19 protein-coding genes, 1 tRNA gene and 1 pseudogene are annotated in these 20,877 nt (G+C 51.0%); 12 read left to right on the top strand and 9 right to left on the bottom strand.

What is annotated here, in order from left to right:
* Positions 1 to 69 precede the first annotated feature (69 nt).
* Positions 70 to 146 (top strand) — tRNA-Asp (locus A9B99_RS08250).
* A gap of 338 nt (positions 147 to 484) precedes the next feature.
* On the opposite strand, the gene A9B99_RS08245 is transcribed toward A9B99_RS08250, so the two are convergent.
* Together A9B99_RS08245 and A9B99_RS08240 are read right to left on the bottom strand one after the other, a co-directional pair.
* Positions 485 to 862, bottom strand: a complete 378-nt coding sequence (locus A9B99_RS08245; RefSeq protein ID WP_064596471.1) for a hypothetical protein — start codon at positions 860 to 862, stop codon at positions 485 to 487.
* A 239-nt stretch (positions 863 to 1,101) separates the two neighbouring features.
* Positions 1,102 to 2,586, bottom strand: coding sequence for an NCS1 family nucleobase:cation symporter-1 (locus A9B99_RS08240; RefSeq protein ID WP_064596469.1), 1,485 nt, complete (start codon positions 2,584 to 2,586; stop codon positions 1,102 to 1,104).
* 145 nt (positions 2,587 to 2,731) lie between these two features.
* Here A9B99_RS08240 and A9B99_RS08235 point away from each other — a divergent pair, with 145 nt between their 5' ends.
* Genes A9B99_RS08235 through puuE form a run of 3 tightly spaced genes read left to right on the top strand, consistent with a single transcriptional unit; the run spans position 2,732 to position 5,174 of the window.
* The gene (locus A9B99_RS08235) at positions 2,732 to 3,451 is read left to right on the top strand and encodes a GntR family transcriptional regulator (RefSeq protein ID WP_064596467.1); all 720 of its coding nucleotides are present in this window, start codon (positions 2,732 to 2,734) and stop codon (positions 3,449 to 3,451) included.
* Positions 3,448 to 4,200, top strand: coding sequence for an aspartate/glutamate racemase family protein (locus A9B99_RS08230; RefSeq protein ID WP_064596465.1), 753 nt, complete (start codon positions 3,448 to 3,450; stop codon positions 4,198 to 4,200). The genes A9B99_RS08235 and A9B99_RS08230 overlap by 4 nt, the downstream gene beginning before the upstream one ends.
* Positions 4,201 to 4,217: 17 nt before the next feature.
* Positions 4,218 to 5,174, top strand: a complete 957-nt coding sequence (gene puuE, locus A9B99_RS08225) for an allantoinase PuuE (protein WP_064596463.1) — start codon at positions 4,218 to 4,220, stop codon at positions 5,172 to 5,174.
* Between the two features lie 42 nt (positions 5,175 to 5,216).
* Here puuE and hpxZ read toward each other — a convergent pair whose 3' ends face one another.
* The 4 genes from hpxZ to A9B99_RS08205 are packed head-to-tail and all read right to left on the bottom strand — an operon-like array spanning position 5,217 to position 8,766.
* On the bottom strand, positions 5,217 to 5,600 hold the full coding sequence (gene hpxZ, locus A9B99_RS08220; protein WP_064596461.1) for an oxalurate catabolism protein HpxZ: 384 nt from the start codon (positions 5,598 to 5,600) through the stop codon (positions 5,217 to 5,219).
* Positions 5,597 to 6,985, bottom strand: coding sequence for an AtzE family amidohydrolase (locus tag A9B99_RS08215; protein WP_064596459.1), 1,389 nt, complete (start codon positions 6,983 to 6,985; stop codon positions 5,597 to 5,599). The genes hpxZ and A9B99_RS08215 overlap by 4 nt, the downstream gene beginning before the upstream one ends.
* The gene (gene hpxX, locus A9B99_RS08210; RefSeq protein WP_064596457.1) at positions 6,982 to 7,170 is read right to left on the bottom strand and encodes an oxalurate catabolism protein HpxX; all 189 of its coding nucleotides are present in this window, start codon (positions 7,168 to 7,170) and stop codon (positions 6,982 to 6,984) included. The genes A9B99_RS08215 and hpxX overlap by 4 nt, the downstream gene beginning before the upstream one ends.
* Positions 7,171 to 7,179: 9 nt before the next feature.
* On the bottom strand, positions 7,180 to 8,766 hold the full coding sequence (locus A9B99_RS08205; protein ID WP_064596455.1) for a gamma-glutamyltransferase family protein: 1,587 nt from the start codon (positions 8,764 to 8,766) through the stop codon (positions 7,180 to 7,182).
* A 113-nt stretch (positions 8,767 to 8,879) separates the two neighbouring features.
* Here A9B99_RS08205 and A9B99_RS08200 point away from each other — a divergent pair, with 113 nt between their 5' ends.
* The 5 genes and pseudogenes from A9B99_RS08200 (at position 8,880) to uraH (ending at position 13,261) form a co-directional block, all read left to right on the top strand.
* The gene (locus tag A9B99_RS08200; RefSeq protein WP_064596453.1) at positions 8,880 to 9,719 is read left to right on the top strand and encodes a MurR/RpiR family transcriptional regulator; all 840 of its coding nucleotides are present in this window, start codon (positions 8,880 to 8,882) and stop codon (positions 9,717 to 9,719) included.
* A 211-nt stretch (positions 9,720 to 9,930) separates the two neighbouring features.
* Positions 9,931 to 11,175 (top strand): pyridoxal-phosphate-dependent aminotransferase family protein, encoded by a 1,245-nt coding sequence (locus tag A9B99_RS08195; RefSeq protein ID WP_064596452.1) that lies wholly within the window; start codon positions 9,931 to 9,933, stop codon positions 11,173 to 11,175.
* Positions 11,176 to 11,186: 11 nt separating this feature from the next.
* Positions 11,187 to 12,419 (top strand): annotated as a pseudogene (gene hpxK / locus A9B99_RS08190) (allantoate amidohydrolase); the annotation flags it as partial.
* On the top strand, positions 12,408 to 12,929 hold the full coding sequence (uraD, locus tag A9B99_RS24175) for a 2-oxo-4-hydroxy-4-carboxy-5-ureidoimidazoline decarboxylase (protein ID WP_269448061.1): 522 nt from the start codon (positions 12,408 to 12,410) through the stop codon (positions 12,927 to 12,929). The pseudogene hpxK and the gene uraD, both read left to right, overlap by 12 nt.
* The gene (gene uraH, locus A9B99_RS08185) at positions 12,926 to 13,261 is read left to right on the top strand and encodes a hydroxyisourate hydrolase (RefSeq protein WP_064596450.1); all 336 of its coding nucleotides are present in this window, start codon (positions 12,926 to 12,928) and stop codon (positions 13,259 to 13,261) included. Before uraD ends, uraH begins: the two co-directional genes overlap by 4 nt.
* A 45-nt stretch (positions 13,262 to 13,306) precedes the next feature.
* On the opposite strand, the gene A9B99_RS08180 is transcribed toward uraH, so the two are convergent.
* Complete coding sequence (locus A9B99_RS08180; protein WP_064596449.1) at positions 13,307 to 14,080, bottom strand: amidohydrolase; 774 nt, start codon at positions 14,078 to 14,080, stop codon at positions 13,307 to 13,309.
* 135 nt (positions 14,081 to 14,215) lie between these two features.
* Positions 14,216 to 16,660, bottom strand: coding sequence for an acyl-CoA dehydrogenase FadE (gene fadE / locus A9B99_RS08175; protein ID WP_064596448.1), 2,445 nt, complete (start codon positions 16,658 to 16,660; stop codon positions 14,216 to 14,218).
* Positions 16,661 to 16,886: 226 nt separating this feature from the next.
* Here fadE and lpcA point away from each other — a divergent pair, with 226 nt between their 5' ends.
* Positions 16,887 to 17,468 carry a D-sedoheptulose 7-phosphate isomerase gene (gene lpcA / locus A9B99_RS08170; protein ID WP_064596447.1) on the top strand — a complete coding sequence of 194 codons (582 nt, stop codon included), beginning with the start codon at positions 16,887 to 16,889 and terminating at the stop codon, positions 17,466 to 17,468.
* Positions 17,469 to 17,548: 80 nt separating this feature from the next.
* On the top strand, positions 17,549 to 18,316 hold the full coding sequence (locus tag A9B99_RS08165; RefSeq protein WP_064596525.1) for a class II glutamine amidotransferase: 768 nt from the start codon (positions 17,549 to 17,551) through the stop codon (positions 18,314 to 18,316).
* Here A9B99_RS08165 and dpaA read toward each other — a convergent pair.
* Positions 18,287 to 19,024 (bottom strand): peptidoglycan meso-diaminopimelic acid protein amidase, encoded by a 738-nt coding sequence (dpaA, locus tag A9B99_RS08160; protein ID WP_064596445.1) that lies wholly within the window; start codon positions 19,022 to 19,024, stop codon positions 18,287 to 18,289. The genes A9B99_RS08165 and dpaA overlap by 30 nt on opposite strands.
* 508 nt (positions 19,025 to 19,532) lie before the next feature.
* Here dpaA and A9B99_RS08155 point away from each other — a divergent pair.
* Entirely contained in the window at positions 19,533 to 20,876 is a 1,344-nt protein-coding gene (locus A9B99_RS08155) for a Na(+)-translocating NADH-quinone reductase subunit A (RefSeq protein WP_064596443.1), read from the top strand.
* Position 20,877: the final 1 nt, after the last annotated feature.

The following is a 20,877-nucleotide window of genomic DNA, read 5'->3' as shown; positions in this document are numbered from 1 at the left end:
AAGAAAAAGCGTTGACGCTTCTGTAAGGTATCCGTAATATCCGCATCGTTCCCGACGGGGAACAATCGCGGAGCGGTAGTTCAGTTGGTTAGAATACCTGCCTGTCACGCAGGGGGTCGCGGGTTCGAGTCCCGTCCGTTCCGCCACTATTCCAGCGCCATGTTAATTTCTAACATGGCGCTTTTTCGTTTACGACCCCTTATCATGTTTGTTCTGCTACTGTTGCAGTAGTCTGCCTGCATGGCAAAAGTGATTTTCCCATTGTGTGGCAATACCCGGTGAAGCAAAAATCTGTATTTGCCTGAAGAGGCGTTGATTGCGCCAGGCATAAGGTGATGAGAGGCTATTCTGGGTAGCGAGTTGGCGTGAAGATAGCAAGAAGCCTGCTATGGTTATAGGAACAATAATTTAGCTGAATAGAGAATTATTGCGAGAATAAGAAAGTCACCAACAACAGTGGTGACTTTTCAGTTTTGGCGCTTTATTAAGAAATAATTTGTGACGTCGGGGTATTCTGCGTGAAGGTTTTGCAGTTGTCCGGGTTCAGCGTCAGCCCCAGTTTACTTGAAGCCAGTTCGTTTTCAGTATGTGTCCCGGCAAACTGGAAACCACGTTTAATCAGATTTGTTGTGTAGTACTTATTATACATAAATGCCCAGACAATCATGGCAACCGTAGAACCGATACCCATCGTGACTAATGCCAGAATGAGTAAAATAATAAATACCCCTATAAACGTTTTAAAATCTTTTCTGAAAAGCGCCGGAATACAACCGAAGAAAAACGTTGTCCATGAAAAACCATAGAAGCCATGTAAGTGCTCACCCGTTTTCGGGTTTTCCATATTGATTTTAACAGCCATTAATTATTTCCTGAAAGTGAAGAAGAGTGCGGCATGCATGTGTGCTTGTCGGGTAGGGTTTATAACATAGCTATGTTTAATTGTTATTTGATAAATATCAAAAATATTCTTTTAAGGTGGTGGTGTTAACTTTTTTGAGTGGAGGATATTTCGAATAGGGAAATTTATTCTGCCAGGTAATCAGCTAAACAGAGTGTTGATGGTGCCAGAGCGGCTATTCTGGCACCATTAGCGAGATGTTATTCCTGATGTACAGTAATTACCTGGGTCAGTGTGTCGGAATTTTCAACACGATCATTACGTGCAATCCAGCGGTAGCTCCCGGCCGCCAAAAACGCACCGATAAACCAACTGAAATTTGCCACGGCATGTAATGACGGGATAAAGCTGATAATCAGGCAAACTACGACGGAAGGAATCAATGCAGCAATCGCTTTCGGGTTGAACCCATTGTTGTACCAGTAAGGGCCTTCCTGAGATACGCTAAATAAAGCATCTACGTTAATTGTGCCACGTTTAATCAAATAAAAGTCAGCAAGCAAAATCCCAAACAATGGGCCAATGAAAGAGCCCAGAACATCCAGTGTGTAATGGATTAACTCTGGTGACTGGAACAGATTCCACGGTGTCAATAGCACGGAGCCCACTGCAGCAATCATGCCCCCGGTACGAAAACTGATTTTTTGGGGAGAGCAGTTTGAGAAGTCAAAAGCAGGTGAAACAAAGTTAGCGACAATATTAATCCCAATAGTGGCAGTTATCATTGTCAACAAACCAATCGCCATTGCCAGACTATTTCCCACATGGCTGACTGTCTCGATAGGGTCGGTAATCATTTTGCCAAATAACGATTGTGTACCAGAAACAATAATGACAGTAACAATGGAAAAGAGCAGGAAATTAAATGGCAGCCCCCAACGGTTACCACGGCGAATCTCATTCATGTTTTTCGCATAACGGGAGAAGTCACCAAAATTGAGTAGTGGTCCGGAAAAATAGGAGACAACCAGCGCAGTTGCGGTAATCATTTCCCACACTTGAGCTGAAGGGCTGAGTGTTTTACTGGACAGCGTAAAAGAAATACCATCCAGCCCGGTCTGGTAAAGGATCCAACCAGCAAGACACATCATCACAACATAGACGGCCGGGCCTGCCACATCAATAAACCGCTTGATGGCATCCATGCCGTGCCAGAACACCATCGCCTGCAGTACCCACATAATGCCAAAGCAAATCCAGCCCAGATGCGAAAGGCCCAGAAAGTGATTCTGTGTCATTGGGGCGAGGGAAGGCCAAAATTTCAGGATAACCAACATCAGTGCATTTGCCGCAAGGTATGTCTGAATGCCGTACCAGGCAAACGCAATCAAACCACGGATTACTGCTGGAATATTGGCACCAAATACCCCGAAAGCCTGGCGGCTGATAACAGCATAAGGCACGCCGGCCATCTGGCTGGGTTTGGCAACCAGGTTAGCGCATACCTGAACAATACAAATACCGACCAACAGGCATAACAGCACTTGCCAGCTTGATAAACCTAATGCAAAGAAACTGGCGGCAACAACATAACCTCCCATGCTGTGAACATCGGACATCCAGAATGAAAAGATGTTGTACCAGGTCCAGCTTTGTTGGCGAGTGGGCGCCAGATCTTCATTACACAATTTGGGGCTGTAGCCTGCATTGGGGTTATCAGCAGTTGTATGGTGTACGTTTGGCATGGATTCTGCTCCTTTACTTGATAGCAGGTGATGATGGTGTATGCGATAACCATTGCAGGAACCAGGCCAGGTTCATATTTTTTGTGTACTTATTTTATATATATTGTATACAAGATAGGAAATGCATTGTGTACGGGAGTAATGAATGAGGCAGCAGGATGTGGGGCAACCCCAGCAAGAGCAACAAGATAAAGAAGCAGAAATATGGCAATCATTAATGCAGGCAATCGTTGAACATCAACTTCCCCCTGGATGTAAGCTTCCTGAGGAAGCGCTGGCTGAAGCCTTTGGTGTGAGCCGAACAGGGATCAGAAAGGTGCTGACTCGCCTTGCAACAGTGCAAATGGTGACGATGACGCCCCGGCGTGGTGCGTTTGTGGCAAGCCCGGGCGTAGAAGAATCAAAACAAATTTTTCGCACCCGCGCGTTACTCGAATGTGCCAATTTACCCGATGTCGTGTCACATATTCAGCCTCCCCATATTGCTGCGTTGGAAAACATTACTCAGCGTGAAGAACTGGCTCATCGCGAACATGATGGCGCGGCAGCAATTCGTTACTCTGCGGATTTCCATATTCAACTCCATGCTATTTCTGGCAATGCCGTGATGGTTGAGACGCTGACGCGCCTGACCCGGCGTTCCTCATTAGTGATTGCCGCCTGGGGCGCACCATGGCAGCAGGGGTGCCGGTGCGATGACCATGGTGTGTTGATTAACGCGTTACGCCAAAAGGACACAGACAGGCTGGTATTGTGTATGCAACAGCACTTTGAAGACATCCTCCAGAGCCTGCATTTTGAACGAAGTGGTGAAACGGTGCCTGATTTCACGCGGTTATTCGGTATACAAGGGGCAAACAGATGACCACATTTCGTATTCAGGTTATCAACCCTAATACCAGCCTGGCTATGACACAGACTATTGGCGAGGCAGCCCGTATGGTTGCCAGTACGGGGACTGAAATTTTGTCCGTTTGCCCTTCTCATGGTGTGCCGTCTATTGAAGGCCACTTTGATGAAGCTATTGGGGCGATGGGAGTACTGGAGCAGGTTACTCTGGGAGAGCGCGCAGGGGTTGACGGGCATATTATTGCCTGTTTTGGTGACCCGGGGTTACTGGCTGCACGTGAACTGGCAACCGGCCCGGTGGTCGGCATAGCGGAAGCGGCTATGCATATGGCAACACTGGTTGCGACACGTTTTTCCATTGTCACTACACTGCCTCGTACTGTGATTATCGCCCGTCATTTATTACGCCAGTATGGTTTCGAACACCACTGTCAGGCGGTTCATGCTATTGATTTACCTGTGTTGTCTTTAGAGGATGGCACGGGTTTTGCTCAACAAAAGGTTCGGGAGCGTTGTATACAGGCCAAAGCGCAGGATAATTGTGGCGCGATTGTGCTGGGTTGTGGCGGAATGGCAAACCTGGCGCGAGAGCTGAGCCATGAACTGAGTATTCCGGTCATTGATGGCGTGAGTGCTGCGGTCAAAATGGTGGAAGCCCTGCTTGGCCTGGGGCTGGGCACCAGCAAGCATGGGGATTTGGCAAAACCCAATCCCAAACCACTAACTGGCCCGTATGCAATCTTCAATGATCCATCTGTGATGTAAAAAGAGGAAAGTAAGGCATGCAATCAGAACAAGAAAATAACCCCTGGCCTTTTACACAAAACTACCCGCGCGACATGCTCGGTTATGCAGGGAAACCGCCTCATCCGCACTGGCCTGGTGGTGCCCGCCTGGCGATTCAGTTTGTCCTGAATTATGAAGAGGGTAGTGAAAACAACGTATTACATGGTGACTCTGGTTCAGAGCAGTTTCTGTCAGATATCATTGGTGCGGCCAGCTATCCGGACCGGCATATGTCGATGGATTCGCTCTATGAGTATGGTTCGCGAGCTGGTTTCTGGCGTATCCACAACGAATTTCAACGTCGCGGGCTGACCATGACTATTTTTGGTGTGGCGATGGCGCTGGCGCGTAATCCGGAAGTCGTCCAGGCAATCAAAAACGCAGACTATGATGTGGTCAGCCATGGCTGGCGCTGGCTTCATTATCAAAATATTGATGAACAAACAGAACGCCAGCATATGCTGCAGGCAATTGAAACCCTGGAAAACTTGTTTGGTAAGAAACCATCGGGTTGGTATACCGGGCGCGACAGCCCAAACACACGACGGCTGGTGGTTGAACAAGGGTGTTTTCAGTATGACAGTGATTATTATGGCGACGATTTACCTTTCTGGAGTGAAGTAACTTGCCAGGATGGCACGGTAAAACCTCATCTGATAGTGCCTTATACGCTGGATGCGAACGACATGCGCTTCGCCACCGCACAAGGGTTTAATACAGCGGAGCAGTTCTATACTTACCTTAAAGACAGCTTCGACGTGTTATATGAAGAAGGCGCACAGGCGCCGAAGATGATGTCAGTGGGTATGCATTGCCGGTTATTAGGCCGCCCTGGCCGCTTCCGGGCACTGCAACGTTTCCTGGATTATATCCAGGGCTTCGACGACGTCTGGGTATGCCGCAGGCAGGATATTGCTGACCACTGGATAAAAACGCATCCGTGGCAAAAGTAAATGCAACGGGATGGCTCCACCGGCCATCCCGCAATAAACACCTCAGCCCATTTTACTGACATGGGCGGCAACAATCCGCCAGCCAAACGCGAACTTCACCCAGGTTTGCATCTGGCGGCCAATACTCTCACTACCTTCACGGGTGAACTCGGTGCAGGTCACTGCCATATCTTCACCAAACGTAGTGATAGTGGTATTACGCAGTGTGCGATCCAGCCCTTTGGGGGAACGGGCCTGGCGAAAGGCCCGGATCTCTGCGATACCATAGAGATTTTCTGTTGCGCCATAACGCACAGTGCGCGCATCCTCCCAAAAGAGCTCATCCAGCACGTCGACATCATTACTGATCAACGCTTGCTCATAACGATAAAACGCGGCGGTGACTTCGTTTAAAATAGCCTGTCTGTCGATATTATCTCTGTTCATGGAACACAATCCTGTACCGGCGCTGCCTGGCAAATATTCTGTAAAACAAGTGACTGAGCAGCCTGCAGGCAGCGTTTCTCCTGCCACGGGGCACCAATCAGTTGTACACCAATGGGCAAACCTCCTGTTGTGATGAGAGGAACGGTGACAACAGGCAGGCCCAAAAATGAAATCGGTTGGGTCAACATACCCATACTGGCTTTGACTGGCAAATCACACTGGTTGATGCGCATGGTCTGCTGGCCAATCTCCGTAGCGCAGCAAGGGGTCGCCGGGGCGATCAGAATATCAAAGTTATTAAACAACGGGAGTGTTATATCGCGGAACCAGGCCCGGAAGCGTTGTGCCTGGGTATACCAGGCTGAAGGCGTCATCGCACCCGCAAGCAGACGATCTCTGGAATTTGGTTCAAATTCTTCCGGCTTTGTGCGCAGCAAAGGTAAATAGTGGTTGCCACCTTCTGCAGCAGAGAGCAGGAAAGCGGCTGAACGTGCCATTTCGGCCTGCGGCAGTGTAATGCTCTCTGCTGCCTGTAATCCTCTGGCAACCCGGTTGACGGCATCTCTGGCATCGTTATCGCACCAGGTGTCAAAATAATCGCCCAGAACAACGCAACGTAAAGGCCGTTCCGGCGTCAAATCTTGCCCGATTAATGCCGGGGCGCGGCGCGCCTGAAAGTGATCATGAGGATCATCACCCTGAAGCACATCATAAACCAGGGCCAGATCTTCCACATGGCGCGCCATAGGGCCAATATGATCAAGGCTCGCGACAAAAGGCTGGCTACCACTGCGGGAAAGACGGCCGAAGGTCGGTTTCAGGCCAAAAATGCCACACAACGAGGAAGGCACACGAATTGACCCGTTGGTGTCAGTGCCCAACGAGAAATTCACCAGCCCGGCGGCAACTGCAGCGGCAGAACCACCAGAAGACCCTCCGGCGACCCGGCTAAGATCATGGGGATTATGGGTTGCCCCATAGTGTGTGTTCTCGGTAGTAAAGCCGTAGGCATAAGCATCCATATTGAGTGCCCCTGCCAGGGACGCCCCTGCGTGCTGTAATTGCCTGATGGCGAAAGCATCATGGCTGGCTGGTGGGTTATCGCGAAATAATCGGGCACCGGCCAGAGTGGTTATCCCGCTAATATCAAATAAATTTTTAACAGCATAGGGAACACCCGCAAGTGGGGGGAGTTCCTCATTACGGGCAATGCACTGGTCTGTATGTGCGGCTTCATCCAGCATGCGCTGCTGGGTAACATGGGTAAACGCGTTGATAGCCGGATTCATGCGTTCAATGTCTGCAAGTGCCTGTGTTGCCAGCTCAGTGGCAGAAAATGATTTCTCGCGCAGGCCTTGTTGAATATCACTTATCCGCAAACTCATAACTGATATACCCCTGCGACTTCCTGGCGCTGGTCCAGCTTAAAGTCCATTAATGGTTGTGCCATCTCATTAATACGGCGCAACTGTACTTCCAGCTCTGCCCGGCGTGCATCATCCAGCGGCATATCCAGTATTTGGGCCATTAACGTAATATAGCCAGGCCAGTCAAAATCGGTTGTTTGCATGTTCTCTCCTTAAAATCCGGCGGCACTGCCATTGCTGCGTGGGTCGTAAGCACCTTCCAGCATACCGTTGGTATGGCGCACAATTGCTCCGGCATGGCCAACGGCCTCGCTGAAGTCATCCAGCGCTTCCACTTCGTGGCCCATGGCGCGTAAGGCTTCAAATGTTCGTGGGCTGAAGCGGTTCTCCAGTTTCAGGCTGTCGGAAGATTGCCCCCAGGTGCGGCCCAGCAGCCAGCGGGGAGCGGAAACGGCTTGTTGAAGTGGTACACCTTGCAGTACATAGCGCGTAAACAGTGCGGCCTGGGTTTGTGGTTGCCCGTCACCTCCCATTGAGCCGTAAACCATTACTCTGCCATCGGCCAGGCGCACAGCCGCCGGGTTGAGCGTGTGAAAAGGTTGCTTGCCAGGCGATAAGGCCAGAATATGTTGGGGATCCAGGCTGAATGCTGCCCCGCGGTTTTGCCACAGCACACCGCTTTGAGGCAGCACCACTCCGCTGCCAAATTCATGGTAAATGCTCTGAATAAAAGAAACCGCTAATCCGTTATTATCAATAACGCCCATCCATACGGTATCTCCCGGGCCTTTACCGGTTCCCCAGGGAGCCGCCTGGTTATCATCAATTTCAGCTGCCATATTTTCTAAATTTTCCGGATCAAGCAGACTTTGTACCGGGCGGGTAACATGGCGAGGATCCGTAATATACTGATCCCGAAGAGCAAATGCTTTTTTCGTGGCTTCAACAATCCGATGAATCGTTTGTACTTCGCTCGCCTGTGTCATTTCCATCCCGGCTGTAATACCCAGAATGGCCAGCGAAACCAGCCCCTGAGTCGGAGGCGCAAGGTTATAGACATCACCTTGTGGGTGAGACAGGTGTAATGGTAACCGGCGGTGGGCACGGTGTGCGGCCAGGTCCTGCAATGTAACCGGGATGCCCAATTCTTCCAGTTCCTGGGCCATCTGGCTGGCGAGGGGGCCGCGGTAAAAACTCTCCAGGCCTTCTGTTGTTAAACGCGTGAGTGTTTGCGCCAGGCGTGGCTGACAAAAACGGCTACCGGCAATTGGCACTTCACCGCGGGAAAGAAATGTCTGCGCGAATCCCGGCACGTTTACCAGCTCATGGTATTTCCCCTGAGTGGCAATCGCCTGTGATTGCGTGACGGGTATCCCGTCTGACGCATAGCGAATGGCATCGGCCAGTAAACGGGAAAGAGGAAGTTGCCCGCCACCTAATTCCTGTGAAATCTGCAGCGCTTCCTGCCAGCCACTGACAGTACCTGGCACGGTTAGTGCAGCACGAGGGCCACGGTGAGGAATATGTGTTTCATTGGCGTAGAATTCCATTGAAGCCAGGGAGCCTGCCGCACCACTCGCGTCGATGGCGACTGGTTCGCCTTCAGGTGGAACAATTAACCAGAAACCATCGCCACCAATACCATTCATATGCGGGTAGGTGACGGCAATGGTGGCAGCCGCAGCCACCATGGCTTCAATTGCATCACCACCGTGACGTAATACGGACAGGGCGGTTTCACTCGCCAGGTGGTGTGGCGTAACTGCCATACCTGAAGGGGCCATGTTGCTTTGTATCATCGTTTATGTCTCTTGCTCAGGGGTACATTAATAATAAGCAAGAGGCGTTCCAGAATGACGCGAAATGTTTCATTATACTCAAGTCCGTTGCAACAAAAGTTACAGGAGAATCCATGAAACAACTGGATGAGCGTCTTAGGGCCAGCTATGCCCAGCTTTCCCCACAAGAACAGCGAGTGGCCGGGTTTATCATGGATCACTTCGATGACTTGATAAGCTATAACAGTGCTGAACTGGCAAGGCTGAGTGGGGTTTCGAAAGCGACAGTCAGCAGGCTGTTTAAACGCCTGGGGTATGACCGCTATAAAGTCATGCGTGATGAATTACGTACATTGCGCCAAAGCGGTATGCCCCTGACAGAAAACCGTGATGCGGTGCAGGGCAACACACTGCTGGCACGTCACTATAAACAAGAAATGGCGAACCTGACGCACTGGGTCAACACCCTTGATGCTACACAATTCAGCAGTATTATTTCTGCTTTGGCGGCCGCAAAACGTATTCTGATTGTTGGCTTACGTAACAGTTGGCCTGTCGCTCTGCACCTGCGCCAGCAATTGCTGCAAAGCCGTGGCAATGTCTATGTACTTCCTCAGCCCGGGCAAACTTTGTCTGAAGAGTTGGTAGACATCAGCCCCAGTGATTGTGTTGTTATGGTGGCCTTTCGCCGCCGCCCGCGCATTATCCGCCCAATACTCAATGACCTGGCGCAGCGTGGTATTCCGCTGCTGGTCATCAGTGAGCCGCAGGCCAGTACTCTGAAAGGCATTGGTGGCTGGCATCTTGAAGCTCCACTCGACAGCGTGTCGGCATTTGATTGCTACAGCAGTGCAATGAGCCTGGTAAATTTATTGGCAAATGCACTGTTACACCACAGCCTGGCAGATGGCAGGCAACGTATCCATCAGATAGCGGAACTGTATGGTTCTCTTGATGAACTGGAACAACGTTGAATTGCACTACCGTGGTGCCATTGCACCACGGTAGTGCTCGTTTTTGGGTCGTTCTTTCTCATTGTTCCTGCTGTAACTTTTCTAAAAAATAAATATTTTACCTGTAGTTATGGCGCTGGTTGTTTTTGTTTTGCTATGGCACATTAGTTGCAGAAGTTTTTATTAAGAATCTTTTGTTTCACTGAGAATTGTCCATATCAAAGGAATCATCATGTCCGACACCCAGCTATATCCACAAATCAATCCTCCTCACCGGTTATTGATGGGACCGGGTCCAATTAATGCTGACCCTCGCGTTTTACGTGCTATGTCCAGCCAACTGATCGGCCAGTATGATCCGGTGATGACGGGATACATGAATGAAGTGATGGCTTTATACCGAGGTGTCTTTCGCACTCAAAACCAGTGGACGATGCTGGTGGACGGCACATCTCGTGCCGGTATTGAAGCCGTGCTGGTGTCAGCAATTCGTCCTGGCGATAAAGTTCTGGTGCCCGTTTTTGGCCGTTTTGGCCATTTGTTGTGTGAAATTGCCCGGCGATGCCATGCAGAAGTGCATACCATTGAAGTTCCCTGGGGAGAGGTATTTACCCCGGATCAAATCGAAGATGCTATCCGGCAGGTGAAACCCCGTCTGCTGCTGACGGTTCAGGGCGATACCTCAACCACAATGTTACAGCCGTTGGAAGAATTAGGTGCGATTTGCCGTCGCCATGGCGTGTTGTTTTACACCGATGCCACAGCTTCGCTGGGGGGGAACCCATTGCAGGCAGATGAGTGGGGCCTGGATGCCGTTTCCGCGGGGTTACAAAAATGCCTGGGCGGGCCTTCCGGGAGTTCTCCGGTAACGCTCAGCCCTGAAATGGCCAGTGTCATCAGCAAGCGGCGTTGCATCGAGCAAGGGATACGCAGTGCATCTCATGAAGATGGCGACGATGAAATGATCTGGTCCAACTATTTTGATCTGGGCATGATCATGGATTACTGGGGACCAGAGCGCCTCAACCACCACACTGAAGCAACCAGCATGTTATTTGCCGCGCGCGAGTGCGCACGCATCATGCTGGAAGAAGGCATGGACAATATTATTGCCCGCCACGCGTTACACGGCCGGGCCATGGTGGCTGGCATTCAGGGCATGGGCTTGTCAGTATTTGGTGATATTGCCAATAAAATGAACAATGTAATGGGCGTGGTTATTCCGGAAAATGTTCATGGCGAAGCGGTGCGCAAAACACTACTGGAAGACTTCCATATTGAAATTGGCACGTCATTTGGCCCATTGCAGGGCAAAATCTGGCGTATTGGCACCATGGGCTATAACGCCCGTAAAGATTGTGTTCTGCAAACGCTGGCGGCGCTGGAAGCCGTGCTTAACCGCCAGGGCTTTCGCACCACGCAAGGTGCGGCGATGCAGGCTGCATGGGATATCTATGATGCGGAGGCGCGCCCATGACAGTAATGGCAATGCCCGACGAACAATCCCGCCAGGCGGCCAGCCGCATTATGGCGCGCAGCGATACGCTGGCGTTAATTTCTCAAACCCCGGGGCAACTTACCCGGGTTTTCCTGTCGCCTGAACATCTGCGCGCAAATCAGCAAGTTGCCCGCTGGATGGAAGAGGCGGGTATGACCACCTGGCAGGACGCCACTGGAAATATCTGTGGCCGCTATGAAGGCGCAACGGAAGGCGCGAGTGCTGTATTACTGGGCTCACACCTGGATACTGTCAGAAATGCCGGGCGTTATGATGGCATGCTGGGAGTACTGACAGCCATTGAAGTGGTTGACTGGCTTAACCGGCAAGGAAAACGCCTGAACCAGGCAATTGAAGTCATTGGCTTCTCTGACGAAGAAGGTACGCGCTTTGGCATTACCTTGCTGGGTAGCCGGGGAATAACCGGAACCTGGCCGGAAAACTGGCTGGAATGCCAGGACAATGAAGGTATTACTGTTGCTCAGGCGATGGTACAGGCAGGGCTTGATCCCGCAAGAATTGGTATGGCGGCTCGTAACCAGGAGGATTTTACCGCCTATCTTGAACTGCATATCGAGCAGGGACCGGTGCTGGAGCAGGCTGATTTCCCGCTGGGTGTAGTGACAGCAATCAATGGTGCTCACCGTTTGCGTTGTTGTTTTACCGGCCAGGCCGGGCATGCCGGTACAGTACCGATGGCGCATCGCCATGACGCACTTGCCGCCGCTGCCGCCTGGATTCACCGGGTGGAACAGATAACCCTGGCAAGCGGTGGCGACAATGTAGCAACGGTTGGTACGGTTAACTGTTTGCCAGGCGCCGTCAATGTTATTCCTGGCTCAGTGGAACTGACCCTGGATATTCGCAGCCCATCGGATGACAGCCGGGATGCACTGTTGTCGCAATTGCTGGCACAGGCAGAAAACATCGCCAGTCAGCGAGGGTTGTCCTTCACTCACGACACTTTCTATTCTATTCCGGCAACGCCATGCTCCCCGATATTACAGGCAGCATTGAGTGAAGCGGTTGCTTCTGCTCAGGGCAAAGCGCTTTCTCTGCCAAGCGGGGCAGGGCATGATGCTATTGCTGTTGCAGAGCGCTGGCCTGTCGGTATGTTGTTTGTTCGCTGCGAGAAAGGCATCAGCCATCATCCGGCAGAATCGATAACTGAAGCTGATGTTGCTGTCGCGATGAAAGCATGGAGCCAGGCGGTGTGCGCGGTTGCAGAAGCCCCAACGCCACTGGTGCGGTTTAACCAGGCGGATAGCCAGGCTGCAACGGCTATGATTCAGGCTTGCGTTGCAATTCCTGCCTGGCAGGATGCGCTGGTTGCCGGCCGGCCTTATTCGTCGTTTACTGCATTGAAAAAGCACGCTGTTGCGTTAGCTGCAACCTGGCAAACAGCAGAGCTTAATCAGGCGCTCAGTGCTCACCCCCGCATTGGCGAGCGGCCAACAGGTAAGAGTGAGGAAGCGCAGTTATCGCGCGGCGAACAGGCTGCGGTGAATACTGCAGACCAGGAGCTTGCACAGGCGCTGGCAAAAGGGAATGCCGATTACGAAGCGCGCTTTGGGCGAGTTTTCCTTATTCGTGCAAAAGGGTTATCCGGGCACGATATTTTGCAGGCGTTACAGCGCCGGATGAAGTCGAACCCGGAACAAGAAACTCAGGAAGCGCTTGAGCAGTTACGTCAGATTACGTTATTACGCCTTGAAGGAGTTTTCTTACCATGAGTACGCTCAGCACACATATTCTGGATACGGCTATCGGGAAACCGGCTGTGGGTGTATTGATTAGCCTGGAACAGCTTCAGGCGGGTGAGTGGGTAACGTTAACACAGGGTGAAACAGATACCGATGGCCGCCTGAAAAACCTCGGCGGTGGGGAATTAGGGCCTGGGCAGTACCGGCTGGTCGCGCAAACCGGTGAATATTTTGCGGTTACACAACGTGAAACGCTCTACCCGGTAGCGCAAATTGACCTGATTTTGCCTGCAGATAATCTGCACTACCACTTACCCTTTTTGATTTCCCCCTGGTCATGGTCAACCTACCGGGGAAGTTGAATGCAGGCTAAAACCCCCTCATGCCAGTGCATGAGAGGGCGTGCATCACGGGTTAAGCGTGAAGTTATCCGCATCACGCCAGGCCGGGAATTTTTCCCGGTACTCCTGCAACGCAGTGAGTGAGAGCTCGGCATCAATACGGGCAGCATGGTGAGGATCACAGGAGGCAATGATTTCCCCTTGTGGTGAGATAACCCGGCTGTCGCCCCGGTAATGGTGGCCATTGCCATCGGTTCCCACCCGGTTACAACCTGCAACCCAGGCCTGGTTTTCAATGGCCCGGGCAGCCAGTAACGTTTGCCAGTGCTGTGAGCGGGGCGCTGGCCAGTTGGCAACATACAAAGCCAAATCGTAATCACCGTGGTTGCGAGACCACACCGGGAAACGCAGGTCATAGCATACTAACGGTAAAATCCGCCAACCACGCCATTCAACAATTACTCTGGTATTGCCAGCCTGATAATACTGGTGTTCATCTGCCATACGGAACAGGTGCCGTTTATCATAATGGCTGACTCCACCTTGCGGAGTAACCAATAAAAAGCGGTTCACCGCCCCTGATTCGGTTTGCAATGCGGCACTGCCTGCAATCATTGCGTCACACTGGCTGGCCTTTTCTTTCATCCACTCAATAACCTGGGCTTCAGGCATGGACTGCTGTGCGGCTTCCATCGCAAATCCGGTCGTAAACATTTCAGGCAGGACAATCAAATCTCGCCCTGACAGCTTATCCATCACCACATCAAAATGGCGCAAATTGGCGGAACCATCCATCCAGACCAGCGGTTGTTGCAACAGGGTAATTTTCAAACCAGACACCGTCAGCGCTCCACATTTATTCAGCGATTATCACACTGTATCAGACAATAACGCGTTTGACCGCGAATAAAAACCGCACCTGTAGCCAGGTGCGGTTTGCGATATGTGTAACTGTGGTAACGGATTTAATGCAAATCAGGCAGCCTGGTCTTTATGGCTGGGCTCGTGAAACTTTACCGGCTGAGTCGCCAGCGCGTCTGGCTCAAACTCATCGACGTTAATACTGCGTAACCGGCTGGCTTCCGCCTGTTGCAATATTTGTGCTTCTTCTTCCGTTATTTCCCCGGCAGCCAGCGCTGATTTCGCCAGTGCGTCAAGGCGGGTAAATGACAGGTTTTTACCCCGGCTTTCGCAGATCCGTTTATGAACGGGCTCAGCGGCAATAACATCCTGCAGCGCGGCCTCCATCAGGCCTGCCGGGTTATGCTCGCATGGCTCCAGAAACTGACCGCGTCCGAGACGGTCACGGGTCGCGCTGGGTTGTTGCAGAATTTGCGCAACCTTGCTGTCCAGTTTATCAGAGGGTGCCTGATGGCGGCGGCCAAGCGGGAACACCACCACACGCAACAAACGGGCAACGGCTTTATTCGGGAAATTACGTAACAGGTCGTCAATGGCCTGTTCGGCCTGATACAGTGCATCCTGAACTCCCCAGTGCACCAGTGGTAAATCTTCCTGGTGGCGGCCTTCATCTTCATAGCGTTTCAACGCCGCAGAGGCCAAATACAACTGGCTGAGAATATCGCCAAGCCGCGCCGAAATACGCTCACGGCGTTTCAGGCTCCCACCCAGAACGGCCATAGATACATCTGACAGTAATGCCAGGTTGGCACACAGCTTATTCATTTGTTGGTAATAACGGCGGGTAGCATCGCGTGTTGGTGCAGCACTGGTACGGCCATTCGTCAGGCCCAGCCAGAAGCTGCGTACTTTATTGCTGCCCACATGGCCAATGTGGCGGAAAAGCAGTTTATCAAACGCGTTCACATCATTATTTTGGGCTGCGGCCATTTCATCCAGAACATACGGATGGCAACGAATCGCGCCCTGGCCGAAAATCATCATGCTGCGGGTCAGAATATTGGCACCCTCAACGGTAATGGCAATAGGCGCGCCCTGGTAAGCCCGGGCAAGGAAGTTGGATTCACCCAGCATGATACCTTTACCGCCTGCCACATCCATGGCATCAATAATGGAACGCTGGCCACGGTGTGTGCAGTGGTATTTCACAATTGCCGACAGCACTGCCGGTTTTTCACCCATAACAATCGCGTAGGTAATTAATGAGGCAGCGGCATCCATCACCCAGGCATTACCGGCAATGCGCGCCAGTGCTTCTTCAATCCCTTCCATTTTACCAATGGAAACTTTGAACTGGCGGCGAATATGCGCATAAGCCCCGGTTGCCATTGCAACAGATTTCAGGCCACCAGTTGAGTTGGATGGCAGAGTAATCCCGCGTCCGACAGACAGGCATTCAACCAGCATACGCCAGCCCTGGCCCGCCATTTTCGGGCCACCAATAATATAATCGATAGGGACAAACACATCGTTACCACGCGTAGGGCCATTCTGGAAAGGCACATTCAGCGGGAAGTGGCGGTGACCAATTTCAACGCCTGGCGTAGAAGTTGGAATTAACGCACAAGTAATGCCCAGCTCCGTTTCTTTGCCTAATAAGTTATCCGGGTCAGAAAGTTTAAACGCCAGTCCCAGAACCGTAGCAATGGGCGCCAGGGTGATATAGCGCTTATTCCAGGTCAGGCGCATGCCCAACACTTGCTCACCTTGCCATTCACCCATGCAGACAACGCCCGTATCCGGAATTGCTCCTGCATCAGACCCGGCTTCCGGGCTGGTAAGCGCAAAACAGGGAATTTCCTGGCCACGAGCCAGGCGTGGTAAGTAATGGTTTTTTTGCTCTTCAGTACCGTAGTGTTGCAGTAATTCACCCGGCCCAAGAGAGTTGGGAACGCCAACTGTAATAGCCAGAATGCCAGAAACGCCTGAGAGCTTTTGCAATACTTTAGCCTGTGCGTAAGCCGAGAATGCCAGACCGCCATACTCTTTCTTGATAATCATCGCGAAGAAACGATGTTCTTTCAGGTAAGCCCATAATTCTGGAGGGAGGTCTGCCATTTCATGGGTTATCTGAAAATCATTCGCCATGCGGCAGGCTTCTTCTACCGGGCCATCCAGGAAAGCCTGTTCTTCGGGGGTTAATACGGGCTGTGGGTAGTTATGTAATTTTTTCCAGTCAGGTTTCCCCTGAAACAGGTCACCTTCCCACCAGGTGGTACCGGCATCAATAGCCTCTTTTTCGGTACGCGACATAGGGGGCATCACTTTGCGGAAAGTGCGAAATACTGGCGCTGAAATCAACGATTTGCGCATGGGGGCGAAATTAAAAGGCACCAGCATAATCAATAGCGGTAATAGCACCCAGGCAGACCAAAGCCCGGCAGCAGCAAGACCTGCGGTCCATAGCAACAGAATCAGGCTGCTCAGCGGCAGCGACAGACGGTGATAAAACACCGCACCGAGCAAAACAAACGTTGCAACAATACTCAATATCAACATAAGAAAAGCTCCCTTCTTGTAGGAGGTCTGACCACTTGATGTAATTATGGTTGTAGTGGATGTGCATTTCTTTATCAATCTCTTTACAAAATAATTACAACCTGGTTCACAATGTTCACTACCGGAGTCTGAAAAAAAACGTTTCATCCGGGCAGCAGCGCTTCTCGCTGTTCACGCTATCCGGTAAACTTCGGATTGATATTTTTAATACTGAAGGATATTCCATATGTACCAGGATTTGATTCGTGGTGAGCTGAATGAAGCAGCCGAAACTCTGGCTAACTTTTTGAAAGATGATGGAAATATTCATTCCATTCAGCGTGCGGCAGTGATGCTGGCAGACAGCTTCAAAGCCGGGGGCAAAGTGCTCTCTTGCGGTAATGGCGGTTCTCATTGTGACGCAATGCATTTTGCTGAGGAGCTTACCGGGCGCTATCGTGAAAACCGTCCTGGCTATCCGGCAATCGCTATTTCTGATGTCAGCCACCTTTCCTGCGTCAGCAATGACTTCGGCTATGACTATGTCTTTTCCCGTTACGTAGAAGCTGTTGGCCGTGAAGGGGATGTACTGTTGGGTATTTCTACTTCCGGTAACTCAGGCAACGTGATTAAGGCTATTGAAGCGGCAAAAGCGAAAGGCATGAAAGTCATTACGCTGACGGGTAAAGATGGCGGCAAAATGGCGGGCAGTGCTGATGTGGAAATCCGTGTGCCGCATTTTGGCTATGCAGATCGTATTCAGGAAATCCATATTAAAGTTATCCATATTCTGATTCAGCTAATTGAAAAAGAGATGGTAAAAGCCTGAGCCAGCTAAGGGCAATGGCGCAGTAGCTCTTGGCGGCACAGGTTTTGCGTATTGTGCCGCTGGCAGGTGTGAGGTGTTTTATGTGTGAATTGCTCGGGATGAGCGCGAATGTGCCCACCGATATTTGCTTTAGTTTTACCGGGCTGGTTCAGCGTGGCGGCGGAACCGGTCCTCATAAAGATGGTTGGGGAATTACGTTCTACGAAGGGAAAGGGTGCCGGACCTTCAAAGATCCACAACCCAGTTTTCGTTCGCCCATTGCCCGCCTGGTGCAGGAATATCCCATCAAATCATGCTCGGTAATTGCGCATATCCGTCAGGCCAATCGTGGCAAAGTTGCGTTGGAAAATACCCATCCTTTTACCCGTGAGTTGTGGGGGCGTAACTGGACATACGCACACAATGGGCAACTGAAAGGCTACCATTCTCTGGATACGGGGCATTTTCGCCCGGTAGGGGAAACGGATAGCGAATATGCTTTTTGCTGGTTACTGCACAAGCTTAACGAGCGCTACCCGCGCACGCCTGGTAACATGCCTGCGGTGTTTCGCTACATTGCACAACTTGCGGGGGAACTGCGGGAAAAAGGCGTATTCAATATGCTGTTATCCGACGGGCGTTATGTCATGGCCTATTGTTCCACCCGGTTACACTGGATAACCCGTAGAGCACCATTTGGCGTAGCGACCTTACTGGATCAGGATGTCGAAATCGACTTCCAGAAAGAGACCACACCAAATGATGTGGTCACTGTTATTGCGACACAGCCTTTAACCGGCAATGAAACCTGGACTCAAATTGAGCCCGGTTCATGGGCACTATTTTGCCTGGGGGACCGTATAGTTTGAGGCCAGTTGCGGTTGGGTGGCGTTCATATTGGGCGCGCCCACAACATAATGGCCATTGACCACGGAAACCACTGGCGGCTGGTGGTATTTGGCAAAATAGTCGTAACCAGGTTTCAGTTCTTCCCAAAACTTAATGTAGTAAGAGTATTTATGACGCGCCATATTGGCGTCTGTCATGCGGAAAGGGAAGATATTCACTTCAACCCGCTGTTGCCCAAAAATAATAGCACCGGTAACAAACTGGAATATTTCATCAATATTCGAGTTAGTCATTGCATAGCAACCAATGGATACACAGGCACCATGGATCATCAGGTACTTGCCGTCATACCCGTGTTCCCGGTCATAGGTGTTAGGGAAGCCAATGTTAATCGCTTTATAAAAGCGGCTGTCAGGCTTTAGTTGGCTGCGCCCAACAGAATAGAAGCCTTCAGGGCTTTTAAAATCGCCCATACGCCGTTTTGGCCCCAGGCCACCAGAATAGTCGCAGATGTGATAGCTGTTCATCAACTGATAGCGTTCACCCATCTTGACGTACAGTTCAAGAATGCGTTCTTCCTTGAAGATCTGGATATAAACCGGAGAGCCCATTAATTGCTTTTTCATTTCTGCGCTAACGGGTTTTGCCATTGAGCCACCGGAAATGTCACTGGCAAACGACAAGAGGGGCATCAGAAGCATCGCAAATACAAGTGCGATTTTACGCATACTGCTATATTCCTTGATAAACCTGAAAATCATCGCCAGATTGGCTAAGAGGACCCAAAATCAGATTATTCTGCCTGATCGGGCTCACATTAACACCACTGTTAATTTTCGCAAGCCCTTGAATGGGCTGTTTGGCAGATAATTGTGTAATGGTTGTTATGACAAGCATATTTTTATTCTGCACTTTGCGAGTTTGTTCTCACTCCCTGATTTTGGATTGGGTTTTTGGCATGCAAGACTGACGATTAATGGTACTATCTTGCGGGCTAAAAGTAGCTTCATAGTTAAACCCGGTGAGTTGATTGATGGCCGGCGGATAAGATAAGAAAGGACGCTTTCCTGGGATTCACAAACGGCACACACCTTTTGGTACAAGGCGTGCCGTGCGTATTTTACTGCATTGTTACTCCTCCTTCTCTTAACCCTCAGGCTGTACACCTTTCATCACTACTCTGGCGTCAGTGGCTTTATGCTGGCGGAATTACGTTAAAAACTGCGTGATAACCATATGATTAAAATTAAAAAAGGTCTCGACCTGCCCATCGCAGGCCGGCCCATCCAGAAAATTTATGATGGTCCCACCATCAGTCATGTGGCTGTGCTCGGCGAAGAATATGTCGGCATGCGCCCTTCTATGCGAGTCAAAGAAGGCGAACAGGTCCGTAAAGGGCAGCCACTCTTTGAAGATAAAAAAAATCCCGGGGTTATTTTTACTGCGCCTGCCAGTGGCACTGTGGTTGCCATTAACCGTGGTGAACAGCGCGTGTTGCAGTCAGTCGTCATTAAAGTTGAAGGCGCGGAGCAGGTGACTTTTAACCGCTATGAGCCAAATGACCTCGCTGAACTCTCCCGGGAAACGGTAGAGCAACAGCTACTGGTTTCTGGGTTATGGGTAGCATTACGCACGCGTCCATTCAGTAAAGCCCCCACTCCGGGTTCAGAACCCCTGGCCATTTTTGTTACGGCAATAGATACCAACCCGCTTGCCGCAGACCCACAACTGATTATTCACAGTGAACGGGAAATGTTTAATGCCGGGTTGTCGGTACTTGCCCGCCTGACCAAAGGCAAAGTGCATGTTTGCCAGGCAAGTGGTGGCAAACTTGGTGGGCATTCATCTGGTCAGGTTACATTTAATGAGTTCGCCGGGCCTCATCCCGCTGGTCTGCCGGGTACTCATATTCATTTCCTTGAACCGGTAAGCCTTCAAAAGCAGGTCTGGCACCTGAATTACCAGGATGTTATCGCCATCGGTAAGCTGTTTATCAATGGGGAATTATCTTGTGAACGCGTTGTGGCGCTGGGAGGCCCGCAAGTACAAAATCCGCGCCTGGTGCGTACCTGCCTTGGTGCATCACTGGAAGAACTGGTAAAAGGCGAACTGGCCGAAGGTGAAAACCGTGTTCTGTCAGGCTCTGTCCTTAACGGGCACATTGCACAAGGCCCGCATGCCTGGTTAGGCCGTTTTCATTTGCAGGTCTCGGTATTACTTGAAGGGCGCGAGAAAGAGTTGTTCGGCTGGGTCATGCCGGGTAAAGACAAATTCTCGATTACCCGTACCACCCTGGGTCACTTCCTGAAACATAAACTGTTTAACTTCTCGACAGATACCAACGGTGGTGAGCGCGCAATGGTACCTATTGGTAACTATGAGCGTGTGATGCCTCTCGACATTCTGCCCACCTTGCTGCTGCGCGACCTGCTTGCTGGCGATACAGACGGCGCTCAGGCGTTAGGGTGCCTTGAACTGGATGAAGAGGACCTCGCATTGTGCACCTATGTGTGCCCGGGGAAATATGAATATGGCCCGGTATTACGCCAGGTATTAACCCGTATCGAGCAGGAAGGATAAC

Source organism: Mangrovibacter phragmitis (assembly GCF_001655675.1).
Taxonomy (GTDB): Bacteria; Pseudomonadota; Gammaproteobacteria; order Enterobacterales; family Enterobacteriaceae; genus Mangrovibacter; species Mangrovibacter phragmitis.
The sequence above is the reverse complement of the archived record's forward strand: the minus strand, read 5'-3'. Positions and strand labels throughout refer to the sequence as shown.